15 protein-coding genes and 1 pseudogene are annotated in these 12855 nt (G+C 59.6%); 10 read left to right on the top strand and 6 right to left on the bottom strand.

The window, feature by feature from the left end; all coding sequences use genetic code 11:
* Nucleotides 1-249: 249 nt before the first annotated feature.
* A complete protein-coding gene (locus C8024_RS18885) occupies nucleotides 250-1122 on the bottom strand; it encodes an alpha/beta fold hydrolase (protein ID WP_173208058.1) in 873 nt (290 codons plus the stop codon).
* A 140-nt stretch (nucleotides 1123-1262) separates the two neighbouring features.
* On the opposite strand from C8024_RS18885, the gene C8024_RS18880 reads away from it, so the two are divergent.
* From C8024_RS18880 to arsB, 4 genes are read left to right on the top strand one after another with little or no spacing between them, the layout of a single operon-like run.
* The gene (locus C8024_RS18880) at nucleotides 1263-1592 is read left to right on the top strand and encodes a helix-turn-helix transcriptional regulator (RefSeq protein WP_173208055.1); all 330 of its coding nucleotides are present in this window, start codon (nucleotides 1263-1265) and stop codon (nucleotides 1590-1592) included.
* A gap of 5 nt (nucleotides 1593-1597) precedes the next feature.
* A complete protein-coding gene (locus C8024_RS18875) occupies nucleotides 1598-2059 on the top strand; it encodes a VOC family protein (RefSeq protein ID WP_367947438.1) in 462 nt (153 codons plus the stop codon).
* The gene (locus tag C8024_RS18870) at nucleotides 2040-2546 is read left to right on the top strand and encodes an arsenate reductase ArsC (RefSeq protein WP_173208053.1); all 507 of its coding nucleotides are present in this window, start codon (nucleotides 2040-2042) and stop codon (nucleotides 2544-2546) included. The genes C8024_RS18875 and C8024_RS18870 overlap by 20 nt, the downstream gene beginning before the upstream one ends.
* 3 nt (nucleotides 2547-2549) lie before the next feature.
* Nucleotides 2550-3620, top strand: coding sequence for an ACR3 family arsenite efflux transporter (gene arsB, locus C8024_RS18865; protein ID WP_173208051.1), 1071 nt, complete (start codon nucleotides 2550-2552; stop codon nucleotides 3618-3620).
* A 23-nt stretch (nucleotides 3621-3643) separates the two neighbouring features.
* On the opposite strand, the gene C8024_RS18860 is transcribed toward arsB, so the two are convergent.
* The 3 genes from C8024_RS18860 to C8024_RS18850 form a co-directional block, all read right to left on the bottom strand.
* Nucleotides 3644-4525 (bottom strand): metal-dependent hydrolase, encoded by an 882-nt coding sequence (locus C8024_RS18860; RefSeq protein ID WP_173208049.1) that lies wholly within the window; start codon nucleotides 4523-4525, stop codon nucleotides 3644-3646.
* Nucleotides 4522-4884 carry a hypothetical protein gene (locus tag C8024_RS18855; protein ID WP_173208046.1) on the bottom strand — a complete coding sequence of 121 codons (363 nt, stop codon included), beginning with the start codon at nucleotides 4882-4884 and terminating at the stop codon, nucleotides 4522-4524. Before C8024_RS18855 ends, C8024_RS18860 begins: the two co-directional genes overlap by 4 nt.
* A gap of 123 nt (nucleotides 4885-5007) precedes the next feature.
* Entirely contained in the window at nucleotides 5008-5610 is a 603-nt protein-coding gene (locus tag C8024_RS18850; protein ID WP_173208043.1) for a PadR family transcriptional regulator, read from the bottom strand.
* Nucleotides 5611-5938: 328 nt separating this feature from the next.
* Here C8024_RS18850 and C8024_RS18845 point away from each other — a divergent pair, with 328 nt between their 5' ends.
* From C8024_RS18845 to C8024_RS18830, 4 genes are read left to right on the top strand one after another with little or no spacing between them, the layout of a single operon-like run.
* On the top strand, nucleotides 5939-8113 hold the full coding sequence (locus C8024_RS18845; protein ID WP_254306104.1) for a TonB-dependent hemoglobin/transferrin/lactoferrin family receptor: 2175 nt from the start codon (nucleotides 5939-5941) through the stop codon (nucleotides 8111-8113).
* Between the two features lie 18 nt (nucleotides 8114-8131).
* The gene (locus C8024_RS18840) at nucleotides 8132-9166 is read left to right on the top strand and encodes a DUF6607 family protein (protein WP_367947437.1); all 1035 of its coding nucleotides are present in this window, start codon (nucleotides 8132-8134) and stop codon (nucleotides 9164-9166) included.
* Nucleotides 9166-9582 carry a hypothetical protein gene (locus tag C8024_RS18835; protein ID WP_173208038.1) on the top strand — a complete coding sequence of 139 codons (417 nt, stop codon included), beginning with the start codon at nucleotides 9166-9168 and terminating at the stop codon, nucleotides 9580-9582. The genes C8024_RS18840 and C8024_RS18835 overlap by 1 nt, the downstream gene beginning before the upstream one ends.
* 11 nt (nucleotides 9583-9593) lie before the next feature.
* On the top strand, nucleotides 9594-10148 hold the full coding sequence (locus tag C8024_RS18830; protein ID WP_173208035.1) for a hypothetical protein: 555 nt from the start codon (nucleotides 9594-9596) through the stop codon (nucleotides 10146-10148).
* A 15-nt stretch (nucleotides 10149-10163) separates the two neighbouring features.
* Here the strand turns inward: C8024_RS18830 and C8024_RS18825 are convergent.
* Nucleotides 10164-10987: pseudogene (locus tag C8024_RS18825) on the bottom strand (TauD/TfdA dioxygenase family protein).
* A gap of 83 nt (nucleotides 10988-11070) precedes the next feature.
* On the opposite strand from C8024_RS18825, the gene C8024_RS22310 reads away from it, so the two are divergent.
* On the top strand, nucleotides 11071-11919 hold the full coding sequence (locus tag C8024_RS22310) for an SDR family oxidoreductase (RefSeq protein WP_254306103.1): 849 nt from the start codon (nucleotides 11071-11073) through the stop codon (nucleotides 11917-11919).
* Nucleotides 11920-12131: 212 nt separating this feature from the next.
* Here the strand turns inward: C8024_RS22310 and C8024_RS22305 are convergent, their stop codons facing one another.
* Nucleotides 12132-12509, bottom strand: coding sequence for a hypothetical protein (locus C8024_RS22305; RefSeq protein WP_254306102.1), 378 nt, complete (start codon nucleotides 12507-12509; stop codon nucleotides 12132-12134).
* Between the two features lie 135 nt (nucleotides 12510-12644).
* Between C8024_RS22305 and C8024_RS18815 the strand changes: the two genes are divergently transcribed.
* Nucleotides 12645-12855, top strand: a 211-nt coding sequence (locus C8024_RS18815; protein ID WP_173208032.1) for a helix-turn-helix domain-containing protein, incomplete at its 3' end; no start/stop codon positions are given.

The following is a 12855-nucleotide window of genomic DNA, read 5'->3' as shown; positions in this document are numbered from 1 at the left end:
ACCAGACTCTGGCTAAGATTTTATGAGTCCACTACCTAGTCGTAGCTGGGTGAGGGTGTACTGAACTTTGGTTACAGAGCAGCCCACCAGCGGAGCACCCTCATCCAACTGCGCCTAGCCGCCTGCGCTGACGCTCCGGTGGCAAGGCTTCGTATCCTTCTCCCTCAAGGGAGAAGGTTTGGGTTTCCCAATACGCAACTGCGCCACCCGCACTTCCTGGTCGCTGAGCCAGACGCAGTGACCGGACCTCTACAAAAACTCGTTCAGTGTCTCGATGAACAGCTCGAACTGGTCATGGTGCAACCAGTGGCCGGCGTCGGCAAATTCCTTCACCGTCACATTGTCGCCGAAATATTGCATGCGGCCGTCTTTCTCCGGATTGCTGGCCCAGCTGTCGGCGCCGTAATGGAGCTGGGCCGGGCAGCTGATATTGCCCCACAATTCGTGAATGCTGTCCTGAGACAGGTCGATGCTGTCCCAGTGCTGGACATAGGGATCGAATTTCCAGCTATAGCTGCCGTCCTCGTTACGGATCACCGCGTGGGTGGTCAGATGGCGGGCCTGTTCGTCGGACAGATGCTGGTTGGCGTCCTGCATCCGGCCGAGCGCGTCCTCGAATGTCGGATAGCGTTTGACCTGCCGCCCGGCGGCCTTGCGCTTTTCCTCGATCGAATTGCGCACCCGCTGGAGCTGACCGGTCTTCTCGCGCTCGGCGAGCATTTCGGGGCTGGGGCCAAGCCCCTCGATCGCGACCAGCTTGCGGACCGTGTCGGGATAGAGGCCGGTGTAGCGCAGGGCGATATTGCCGCCCATGCTGTGCGCGACGATGGTGACCGGCGACAGGTCGAGCTGGTGGATCAGCTGCGCCAGATCGGTGACCATCGCCATATTGGCATAATTGCCGTCGGTGCTCCACTGGCTGTCGCCATGGCCGCGGACGTCGGGGCAGATGATATGCCAGTCGTCGCGCAAAGCCTGTGCCGTCCAGTCCCAGTTGCGGCAATGGTCCTTGCCGCCGTGCAGTAGGATCAGCGGTGGTTTGTCCTCATTGCCCCAGTCCGCATAATGCAGCTTGAGCCGCTGGGAGAAATAGCTGTGCGAGGCGGGGCCGATCAGGGTCATGCGGGGTTCCATCCGGAAAGGAAAATCAGAACCCGTCTCTACTGGGCGCGACGGGGTTCGACAAGCATCTGTCAGACAAAGAACCGCCCTGCGTGCATTTGATGCTTTACAATAATCCATATATCGACATATATAGATATATGGATTCGACTAAGGCAATAGAGGCGCTCGGTGCGCTCGCGCAAAACACCCGGCTCGATGTTTTCCGGCTGCTGGTCCGTCATGAACCGGCCGGCCTGCCGGCGGGAGAGATCGCCAGACGGCTGGACGTTCCGCAAAATACCATGTCCTCGCATCTGGCCACCCTGTCGCGCGCCGATCTTGTCTCGTCAAAGCGCGACAGCCGCCTGATCATCTACCGCGCCAATCTCGCCGCGATGAACGGCCTCGTCGCCTTCCTGCTGGAAAATTGCTGTTCCGGCGAGGATTGCGCGCCCCTTACCAACCAACTCGAAAGGCTTTGCCCATGAAACGGATGCACATCCATGTCGGCGTGGATAATCTCGCCGCCTCGATCCAATTTTACTCCACGCTGTTCGACGCCGAGCCGACCGTGGCCAAAGATGATTATGCCAAATGGATGCTCGACGATCCGCGTGTGAATTTCGCCATCTCGTCGGAAGATCATGCGACCAAGGGCATCGAGCATCTCGGCATCCAGGCCGAAAATCCGGAAGAGCTTCAACAAGTCTTCACCCGTCTGCGCAAGGCCGACGCGCCCGTGCTGGAAGAGGGGCAGACCACCTGCTGCTATGCCCAGTCGGAAAAAGCTGGATCGCCGATCCCGACGGCGTCGTTTGGGAAGCCTTTTACACCGACGGTGAATCCGTCGTCTATGGCGATTCGCCCGAACTGTCTGCCGTGTCGCGCAATGCCGCCGAAAGCAGCTGCTGCGCGCCTTCGAAAGCCGCCCTGTCATGAGCGTCAAGGTCTATAACGCGCTGTTTCTCTGTACCGGCAATTCTGCCCGCTCGATATTGGCGGAATCGATTTTACAGCGCGAGGGCAAGGGGCGGTTCAATGCCCTGAGTGCCGGCAGCAATCCGGCCGGACGGGTTCATCCCTATGCGCTCGATCTGCTCGAAACCATGGGCCATCCGGTTGCGGGACTGCGCTCCAAGAACTGGGACGAATTTGCGGGACCCGATGCGCCCGCGCTCGATTTTGTCTTCACCGTCTGCGACAATGCCGCCGGCGAGACCTGTCCGGTGTGGCCGGGTCAGCCGATGACCGCCCATTGGGGGATAGCCGACCCCGCCGCAGCAACCGGCAGCGAGGCCGAGAAGCGCGCGGCCTTCACCGAAGCCTATCGGATGATGTTCAACCGGATAAGCCTGTTTCTGGCCTTGCCGCTGGAAAGCATTGACAAGATGAGCCTGCAGAACCGGCTCCGGGAAATCGGCGCAGAGAAAATCGGAGCTTGAGACATGGCAACGCAACCCCTTGAGAGCTCGGCGGATGCCGGGCTCGGCCTGTTCGAAAAATGGTTGTCGCTCTGGGTCGGAGCCGCGATATTACTGGGACTCCTGATCGGCAATATGGCGCCCGATGCGGTCGCGATCCTCGCCCGCCTCGAATATGCCTCGGTCAATCTCGTGGTTGCGGTGCTGATCTGGGCGATGATCTACCCGATGATGGTCGGCGTCGATTTTGCCAGCCTCAGGCATATCGGCGAAAAGCCGAAGGGCCTGTTCATCACCATCGTCGTCAATTGGTTGATCAAACCCTTCACCATGGCGGCGCTGGCGGTATTATTCTTCCAATATATATTTGCCGGGCTGATGTCCGCCGATGATGCGCAGCAATATATCGCCGGCCTGATCCTGCTCGGCGCTGCGCCCTGCACCGCGATGGTCTTCGTCTGGTCGCAGATGACCAGAGGCGATCCCGCCTATACGCTGGTGCAGGTGTCGGTGAACGATATCATCATGATCTTCGCCTTTGCGCCGATTGTCGCGCTGCTGCTCGGCGTTGCCGATATCGCCGTGCCATGGGAGACTTTGCTGCTCTCGGTATTGCTTTATGTCGTCATTCCGCTGGTTGCCGGCGCGCTGACCCGCCGCACACTGCTCGCCCGGTCCAGCAGCGGGGAAGCGGCCGTCACCGCCTTTACCGACCGGGTCAAGCCCTTGTCCGTCTTGGGGCTGTTGCTGACGGTGGTGCTGCTGTTCGCCTTTCAGGCACAGACCATCGTGACCCAGCCGCTGCTGATCGCGCTGATCGCGGTGCCGATCATCATCCAGAGCTATGGCATATTCTTCGTCAGCTATGCCGCCGCCTGGGCGTGGAAAGTGCCGCACAATGTCGCGGCACCCTGCGCGCTGATCGGAACGTCCAATTTCTTCGAACTGGCCGTGGCCGTGGCCATCGGCGTGTTCGGACTGGGCAGCGGCGCGGCGCTCGCCACCGTGGTCGGCGTGCTGGTCGAAGTGCCGGTGATGCTGTCGCTGGTCGCCATAGCCAACCGGACCCGGAGCAGATTCGCGCCGGACGGATAAAGGGGCAAGCGCTCGGTCTGCTGTTACGCAAATTGTGCCGGGATCTCCGGATCGCTTGTATCGAGCAGAGGGATCGCGTCCTCCGGGAGACCGGCATAGGCGCTGGTCCAGCGGGCCACCCACTCGGGGTCCGTCACCTTGCCGGGATGATAGCCGGGCACCAGTGAGCGCAACATGGCGGGTGAGGCCTTCATCAGAAAGCGTATCACCATGGCCCAGAGCCGCAACCGGCTGGCAGGGCGGTTCCATAATCGGTCGCGTTTCAGCATGCGCCGATATCCCTTGCGGCTCGACCGGGCGACATGCCAGCTCGCGTAAACCAAACCCCAGGCGCGGGGCCAATATTGGCCATAGAGATGCTGATAGAGATCATAAGCGACATTTTTATGCTCGGTTTCCTCCACCATGTGCCACAGGATCAGCGATGAAACCGAGGGATCGGCATGGTTGAACAGGTTGCGCCGATCCCCGATCAGCCATTCGGTTATGCCCATGGTCATGGTTTCAAAACCGGCGGTATAGGCAAGACGCCACCGCAGGCTCTTGGTCTGCAACCGCTTGTAGTCCACCGCCAATTCGCTTTCGACATCGGCCAGTTCCGGATAATTGCGTTTCAATATTTCATTATAGCGGCGGTGGTTCTGGAAGTGATTGCCTTCCTGCGCAATGAATCCGTGAACGTCCTGCTTCAGCTGCGGGTTGCTCGCTTTTTTCAGAGCCTCGCGGACCGTCTTGATCAGAAAAGGCTCAAGATAGGGCATGGTTAGAGACGCGCCGTTCGCCATATGGCTCCATTCCCGTCGATCCGGATGCCATGTCGGATCGATATTCTCGGCAAAGGCAAAGGGAATAGCGCGAACGATGATCTCGCCGGACTGCGGCGGCTGTCTGGTCGGTGCGTTCACGCGCCGGACTCCAGCGATCTATATTTTTGCCACGCGCCCCAGGCAAACAGGCCGAAGCCGATATGAACAGCGATGATTGGCGGCCAGCCGAACAGATAGATGATATTGTTGACCGTCACGTCGCCGGCAAAAGGGCCGCCGCCAAATTCCAGTCCTCTGGTGCTGAACAGGGCATTGGCTATGGCGGGCAGAGTGAACAGCCACGCATAGGTCAGAGAGGACCAGAACAGCCAGGTCTGGCCTTTCGGACCGAGCCGGACAAAAGGCGCCGCAGCGGCCAGCGCGATGAGGATCAGGCCATTTGTGATGCCTTCGAGATGCGCCATGTTCCAAGCGCGGCGATCGCCGCCTATTTCCACCGGAATGTCGGTAAACAGGGGCCACAGGTCAAGCGCTCCCAGCAGGAAGAAAAATAGAGCCAGCCGCTCAGCGCCGCAGACAGCAACAGCCCGACCCCGTTCAAAACCAGCAAGCTCCGCCGTTTATCGCTCAGCATTTCTCGTCTCCCCCATGTCCATCGGAATGATATTCGTTGTTCTGGCCCGCGCGTCTGCCAGCGCGTCGGGATGCAGCTTTTCCAGCGCCTTGGTACACCAGTCCATCCATTCATGTTCCCATCGGATACCGACATCGAGCGCGAGTTGCCGCCCGAGATCTCCAAGCGAATTGCCATTTTCCAGCAGTTTCTGTTTCACCAGATATTCGGCGTGGCGGTCCTGATGCCGTTCAAGCCGCAACAGCAGATTGCGGCGCAGCGCATCCAGATCGATCGATTCGATACCATAGAGCTGAACCAGAAAATCGTCTTTCAGCACTTGCGGTTCGGAGGGTTCGCGGGACCATTGCAGCAAGGCCGTTCGGCCGGCATCGGTAATCGTGAAGACGATGCGATTGGGTTTGCCGGACTGGGGGACTTCTTCTGCCAGGGCCAGATCATTGTCCTTCAGCTTTCCCAGTTCCCGGTAGATTTGGGAATGGCGTGCGCGCCAGAAAAAGCCGGTCTTCTCGTCAAATTGCTTGGCAATGTCATAGCCCGATTTTGGCCCGTCAGAAAGACAGACCAGAATTGCATATTTCAAGGACATCAGGCCTCTCCCATATTCCACTAGTTTCATATATATGACATAAGTTGAATATTAGTCAATAAAGTGATTGAGGTACGCGGCTTAGACTTGATGCCATGCGCGTCTCGGTTCCTGTCTTCTGATCGCCACAACTCGCATCGGCGAAAATCCGGCCTTTTTGCTTAATTTCTAATTATCGTTTGACAGGTTGCATCCATGCCTCTTAATTAAGAATGAGAATCATTCGCATTATCATTAAACAGGGGCACAATTCATGAGACCGAACTTCCGTCATCGGGGAGCCGCATTTACATGCAGTTTTCTGGCATTAGGCTTTTCCCAGGCGGCGATGGCCGCGGGTGACGATGCTTCCGGTTTCGAGGATGACAACACGATCACGGTCACGGCAACCCGCTCGCCGGTCGAGGTCGAGGATGCTCCCGCCACAGTCACCGTTATCGACCAGGAACAGATGGCCGACGAAATGGCGACCGATGTCCGCGATATCGTGCGGTTCGAACCGGGTGTCACGGTGCGCCGTGCTCCCGCGCGCTTCGGTGCGGCTCTCGGCACGACGGGCCGGGCCGGCAACGAGGATTTCAATATCCGCGGCATTGGCGGCAACCGGGTGCTCATTCAGGTCGACGGCATCCGTTCTCCCCAGGGCTATACTTTCGGCGCGCAGGAAGTCGGGCGCGGCAATGCGACCGACGTCGGCCTGATCAAGTCGGTCGAAATCCTGCGCGGCCCCGCTTCAGCGCTCTACGGCAGCGACGGCCTGTCCGGCGCGGTCAGCTTCATCACTTCCGACCCCGTGGACTTCATCGGCGAGGGCAACAGCTTTGGCGGCTTTGCCCGGGCGCAATATAGTTCCGAGGATCAGGAATTTTCCGAGACCATAGCGCTGGCCGGACAGACCGGCGATTTTTCGGCGATGCTGGCCTATTCGCGGCGGGATTTCCAAGAGCTGGACAACAAGGGCACGATCGACACGGAAGACGCGACCCGCACCACCCCCAATCCGCAGGAGGGCGAGTCCAACGCCTTTCTCGGCAAGCTGGTCTGGGACAATGGCACCCACAAGCTTCGCCTGACCGGCGAATATCTCGAGCGCGAGATTGCCTCGGACATATTGTCGGGCCGCGGTCCGGTCTTTCTGTTCGGCCCCACGCCGAGCTGGATCGTCGACAATCTGACCGCACAGGACGAAACCAAGCGCATCCGGGTGTCGCTCGACTATACCTATGATGCGGGTGAAGAAGGGTCCGGCTTTATCGACTATGCCCATCTCGCCGCATATTGGCAGGACGGCAGCGACCGCCAGTTCGCGCTCGAGGAACGCACCCCGACCTCCGCCACCCCGCGCCCGGACCGGGAACGGCTGAACACATTTGACAATGAAGTTCTCGGCGCGGTGGCCGAATTCCGCTCGACCTTCAGCACCGGCGCGGTCAAGCATACGATCACCTTTGGCGGCGATATCAGCAAGACCGAGCAGGATGGTCTGCGCGACGGCACCGAGCCGCCGTTTGGAGAAACATTCCCGACCCGCGCCTTTCCGAAAACGGATTTCACCCTGGGCGGCTTCTATATCGGCGACGCGATCGAATTTGCCGATGGTATGGTGACGCTCTATCCGGCGCTGCGCTATGATTTTTACGATCTCGACCCGACCGACGATCCGCTGCTGCCGAGCTTTACGCCCAGCGCGCAGGACGGATCGAAACTGTCGCCCAAGCTCGGTGCGGTGGTCAAGCTTGGCGATATTCGCCTGTTCGGCAACTATGCCCGCGGTTTTCGCGCGCCGACGCCCAGCCAGGTCAATAATTTCTTTGAAAATCTCGCCTTCGGCTACACATCTGCGGCCAATCCCGATCTCGGACCGGAAACCAGCGACAGTTTCGAGGCCGGCATCCGCTATGCAACCGACAGGGTCGGATTGTCGCTGACCGCCTTTACCGCGGACTATTCCGACTTCATCAGCCAGGAAGTGGTGGGCGGAAGTTTCACGCCAACCGATCCGGCCATCTACCAGTTCATCAATCTCGATGATGTGACGGTCAAGGGTGTCGAGGCCAAGGCCAGCTATGAAGCCGATAGCGGCTTCCGCGCCCGTTTTGCCGTCGCTTTTGCCGACGGCACGGTGAAGTCGCCGAACAATCCACCGGCATCGCTGGGTACGGTTGATCCGATCAACGCGATATTGGGCCTGGGCTATCGCGAACCGACCGGTGCCTTCGGGGGCGAACTGATCTTCAGCTATAATGCACAAAAGGAATTCAACGAGACGACCGGTGTCTGCAGCGCGGCCTGTTTCCGGCCGGATGAATCCCTGATCGTCGACGCGACGGCCTTTGTCCGGATCGCCGAGAATTTCAAATTGCGGGCCGGCATTTTCAACATCACCGACAAGAAATACTGGGTCTGGAGCAGCGTCCGGGGGCTGGAGGCAACATCGCCGATCATCGACGCCTTCACGCAGCCGGGCCGCAACGCCAGCGTTTCGCTCAGTATATCATTCTAATTCTAAGGGGGAGAAATAATGATGACCATGAAATGGAAAACAAAACTGGGGGCGGCGCTGTTCGCTCTGGCCATGGCGACATCACCGGCGCTGGCCGCTGGCGACCAGCCGCAACTGGCGGCGACCGCGACGCAGGCGTCCTTCGAACAGGACCGCGCCGACATTTTGGCGATGGCCGGAAACTATAAGGTCAAGTTCGACATGGCGGAAACCACGTCATGGCGGGACGATTACGAACCGATCAAGGCGAAGATTTCCGGCGGGCATGAAAGCGTCCGCGTGATCAAGGACACCGGCACGGAAATCATCCTGCAGCATCTGCTGGTCGCCGAACATGAAGGCAATACGTTTATCATCAAGCACTGGCGCCAGGACTGGGTCTATGAACCGGCCAAAGTGCTGGTCTATGCCGGCGCCGGCAAATGGGTGAACAGGGATGTTCCGGAATCCGAACGCCGGGGCAGCTGGTCGCAAACCGTCTGGCAAGTCGATGACAGCCCCCGCTATGGCGGTGTCGGCAAATGGCAGACGGTCAACGGCGTCCGCAGCTGGACCAGCGACTGGACCGCCCGGCCACTGGCCCGCCGCGACGCGGTGCGTGATCCGGTCTATGACCATTATCAGGCGATCAACCGGCATCAGCCGATGCCCGGTGGCTGGATCCACTGGCAGGACAATACCAAGATGAAGACGGTCGACGGTAAGGCCGTTCCCTATGTCCAGGAATCGGTGCTCAACACATACACGAAATTCGACGGCTACAGCGTTAGCGCGGCCGACGATTACTGGGCGAAAACCAAAAGCTACTGGGAGCAGGTGCGGGCCGAATGGGATGCCGCAATCGCTGCCAATGGCGGGGTGACCGTCGAGGAAGAGGCGCATACCGGAACCGTGATCAGCGGGCGGCTGTTGTCCATGGGTACGGAAATTTCCGATGGCAAGTTGACCGAGACTGCTGCAGTGGAGGAAGCGCGGTCGCTCATAAGGGGCGCAACGAGTGAGCAACCCGCCCAGGCCGCTGCACAGACAGCTCCAGCATCAGCAGACTATTGATGCCGGAGCCGATATCCGCATTTGCGCAATCGCTGGCCGCGACCCCCAAGATCGCCGCCTTGCCCGCTGCGCAAATGCGGATAGTTGTCGCCATGCGGATTGCCGTTCTGGCGTGGAAAAAGCGGCAGGACCCGAAACCCTATCTGGTCAAGCAACTGGGCGATGAAATCGCGGCCCGCCATTTCGCCCATATCATCGAATTGATGAGCGATTGCTGGCCCGAACCGATGGCCGTGCACCGCCCCTGTTGCCAGCAGACCAGCTATGACGAGATGCTGATGCTCGACCTGACCACGGCAGCGGTACAGCGTGAACCGGATCATTTCCACGGGCTGCTCGGCGAAATGATCGGCCGGTCGGACCGGCAGAAGCTGCATTTCGCCTTCACCAAATTTGCCGGCCGGTTCCAGCGCTAAGGAAATATTGCGTGAATAAAGTCAAAACCCGGAACCTGCTGATACTGGTTCATCTGTTCCTTGCCGCCTTTCTGGCGCCTTCCTTTCTGCTGGTAGGCATCACCGGCGCGCTCAAGCTTGCGGGGGTGGAAGCGTCGATCGAGGATATCCCGATTGAACTGCCCGCCGATACGCAGATCGATCCGGACAGCGCGACGCTGAAACAGGATATCGGCACTGTTCTAGCGGCGCAGGGCATCAATCTGGACATCGAAAGCGTTCGCAGCCGGGGCGGAAAGATGACCACCCGGCCGACCTCGCGGACCTTTGCGCGGATCAACGAGACGCCCGACGGCCTGGAGGCATCGCTGCACAAGCCCGGCTTTCAATATGCGATGATGGAATTGCACAAGGGCCACGGCCCCGCGCTGTTCAAAACCTATCAGCTGATCGCCGGCATCGCCCTGTTCCTGGTCATTGTCGGTGGTCTGGTCGTGGGGCTGATGGCGCGAGCCTATCGTCGCAAGACGCTTGTTTCGCTGGCGATCGGTACCATGGCCTTCTGGGCGCTCGGCTTCGCGATCTGATCCGTCCGGCGCGATTTACGCCAGCGCGACGCCCTCAATCGTGATCCGGTTGAGATAGCGGCGGTGGCCCTGATAGTCGTTCAGGGCATAATGCCAGGTCGACCGATTGTCCCACATAGCCAGATCGCCCTCGCGCCATTGGTGCCGATAGTGGAAGCGGTCCTGCATGATATGAGCGTATAATTCCTGCAGCAGCGCCTGACCCTCTTCTGGTTCCATGTCGACAATTTCCAGCGTGAAGCCGGGATTGACATAGAGGCCTTCACTCCGGTTTCGGGATGGGCGAGTACCACTGGGTGGATCGCCGTCTGCCCCGCCTGATCGGCATTGGTGTAGCGGTCGCCGATTGCCTTGCGATAGGCGCTCTCCTCGCCGAAGACATGCGCATTGCCGTGCCGCGCTTTCAGGTCCTTGATCCGGTCTTTCATCCCGTCATCGAGCGCGTCATAGGCCGCCGCCATTCCGGCGAACAACGTATCGCCGCCGCTTGGCGGGATTTCCAGCGCGTATAGGATCGACCCCATGGCCGGCGCTTGGTCATAGCTGTGGTCGGTGTGCCAGCCGCCACCAATATTGAGCTGCTGGTCCGGTTCCTTGAGCACTTCGGCAATTTCCGGATAGCCCTCACGCCGCTTGAAAAAGCGGTTGCGGTCGATCGCGCCCCAGCGTCTGGCAAAGGCGATATGCTGATCGGGGGTGAGCTTCTGGTCGCGGAAGAACAGGCTGCCATGGTCGAGAAAGGCGCGCCGGATATCGGCAAATTGCTGATCGCTCAGGCTGGTGACATCGACATGTTCGACAATCGCGCCGACCGCCACGCCGGCTTTTTCTATCCGCATTTTTCTCTCCCCGATTATCCCGCTCTCTGCGAAGCGGGTTTTATGCTAGTGTAGCAGCGATTTTGAAATTTAGGAGTCCTTCGATGCCAAAGACAAGCAACATGCCATCCCTCAGCCGCCGCCAGCTGCTGGCTGCCAGCGCCGCTACCGGGGCAGCGCTTTCCGCCGGTCCGGCGTCTGCTGCTAAGGTCGAGGGCAAGCCTGATCTCACCGGCAAGTCGATATTGATCACCGGCTGTTCCTCCGGTTTCGGCAATCTCGGGGCGATCCTTTATGCCGAACAGGGCGCGAAGGTGTTTGCCACCATGCGCAATCTGCCGCGCGCGGAAGGCGATGCGCTGGCCAAGGCGGCCAAGGACAAGGATCTGGACATCACCATCCTCGAGCTCGATGTGCTGTCGGACGAATCGGTGAACAAGGCTGTGACCGAAGCCGAACGTTTGAATGGCGGCGCGCTCGATGTGGTCATCAACAATGCCGGAATCGGCACCGGCGCTCCGGTGGAGCTGCAGGATCTCGAAACGATGCAGCTTCTGTTCGACACCAATGTCATGGGCTACCAGCGGGTCGCCCGCGCGGCCCTGCCGAAGATGCGCGCGCAGAAATCCGGTCTGGTCGTCAATGTCTCTTCCCAACTCGGCCGGGTGATGGTGCCGGGCATGGGCCTCTACAGTTCAACCAAATTCGCGGTCGAATCGATGAGCGAGCAAATGGCTTATGAACTGGTCCCGCACGGCGTCGATGTCACCATCGTCCAGCCCGGTGGCTTCCCGACAAAATATGGGAAAACGGCAACCAATATACCGCGCCGATGCTCGAACGGGCCGATGACGAACGCAAGACCGCCTATCAGGCGCTGGTTGATGGCGCGCTGCGCAACAGCGGCGGCTCGACCGATCCGATGGATGTGCCACGGGCCATCGCCGACCTGATCGCCAAGGCACCCGGCAAGAGACCGCTGCGCCTGCCGGTCCACCCCGGCCGCAAACCGCAGCTGGAAATCAACGAAGTCAGTGCCCGGATACAGGTCTCGATGCTCGGCAGCTCGCCATACGGACCCTGGGTCAAGGATGTGAACAACCGTGAGTTTCGCCGGGTCTTCAGGCCGTGCGTTTCACCAGAAACAACGGTAATAGATAAACGACTAGAAAATAATATTGGGGATGACGTTCGGTGCATTGCCCGATGCCACCGATGCGCCGCTGTCGACCGCGAACCAGACCAGGAATGTATAGATCGATCCCTTGCGGATCAGGTCGCTGCCCTGCTCGACGCCCGGCGCGGTGATGAAGACATACATGGCCATCATGCCGGCGAAGACGCCACCGGCGATTGCCATCGCCATTTTTGCTTCCGGCGTATTGAGGCCAGCCACGCCATTGCCCCCAGAGGAGGCGAGATGGAAGAATATGTCATTGGCACCGGTAAAGTCGTTCACCCCGGAGAAGGCGAACAATATGGCGACGAAAATCGAAAAAATCCCGACAATACGGATATAGCGGCCAGCGGCTTGTGGTGACATGATCAGCTCCTCATTCCTGGATATTCGTGGTAAAACACAGGCCGCTCATCAAAACAATTACCTGCCGGGTAAGTGCATGGGTCGCGTTTCATGCTATCTGCCGGTCAGGTGAGGCGCAGGAGGAGAGAGACGATCATGCCGTCGGAATTTGGCGCGATATTGAAGGACTGGCGCAAGACCCGCCGGTTCAGCCAGCTTGACCTCAGCCTTGAGGCCGAAATGTCGGCCCGCCATTTGAGCTTCCTCGAATCCGGCCGGTCCAATCCCAGCCGCGAGATGGTGCTGCGCCTGTCCGAGGCGCTGCAGCTGCCGCGCCCTGCCACCAATCAGGCGCTCCATGCCGCGG

It is taken from the genome of Sphingopyxis sp. BSNA05 (assembly GCF_013265645.1).
Taxonomy (GTDB): Bacteria; Pseudomonadota; Alphaproteobacteria; order Sphingomonadales; family Sphingomonadaceae; genus Parasphingorhabdus.
Note: the sequence above shows the minus strand (reverse complement) of the source record. Positions and strands in the feature narration are given on the sequence as shown.

Excerpts from the sequence above, each read along its gene's own strand:
- C8024_RS18885 (WP_173208058.1), bottom strand. The coding sequence starts at position 1,122 with ATGACCCTGATCGGCCCCGCCTCGCACAGCTATTTCTCCCAGCGGCTC.
- C8024_RS18880 (WP_173208055.1), top strand. The coding sequence starts at position 1,263 with ATGGATTCGACTAAGGCAATAGAGGCGCTCGGTGCGCTCGCGCAAAAC.
- C8024_RS18875 (WP_367947438.1), top strand. The coding sequence starts at position 1,598 with ATGCACATCCATGTCGGCGTGGATAATCTCGCCGCCTCGATCCAATTT.
- C8024_RS18870 (WP_173208053.1), top strand. The coding sequence starts at position 2,040 with ATGAGCGTCAAGGTCTATAACGCGCTGTTTCTCTGTACCGGCAATTCT.
- arsB (WP_173208051.1), top strand. The coding sequence starts at position 2,550 with ATGGCAACGCAACCCCTTGAGAGCTCGGCGGATGCCGGGCTCGGCCTG.
- C8024_RS18850 (WP_173208043.1), bottom strand. The coding sequence starts at position 5,610 with ATGTCCTTGAAATATGCAATTCTGGTCTGTCTTTCTGACGGGCCAAAA.
- C8024_RS18845 (WP_254306104.1), top strand. The coding sequence starts at position 5,939 with ATGGCCGCGGGTGACGATGCTTCCGGTTTCGAGGATGACAACACGATC.
- C8024_RS18840 (WP_367947437.1), top strand. The coding sequence starts at position 8,132 with ATGATGACCATGAAATGGAAAACAAAACTGGGGGCGGCGCTGTTCGCT.
- C8024_RS18835 (WP_173208038.1), top strand. The coding sequence starts at position 9,166 with ATGCCGGAGCCGATATCCGCATTTGCGCAATCGCTGGCCGCGACCCCC.
- C8024_RS22310 (WP_254306103.1), top strand. The coding sequence starts at position 11,071 with ATGCCAAAGACAAGCAACATGCCATCCCTCAGCCGCCGCCAGCTGCTG.
- C8024_RS22305 (WP_254306102.1), bottom strand. The coding sequence starts at position 12,509 with ATGTCACCACAAGCCGCTGGCCGCTATATCCGTATTGTCGGGATTTTT.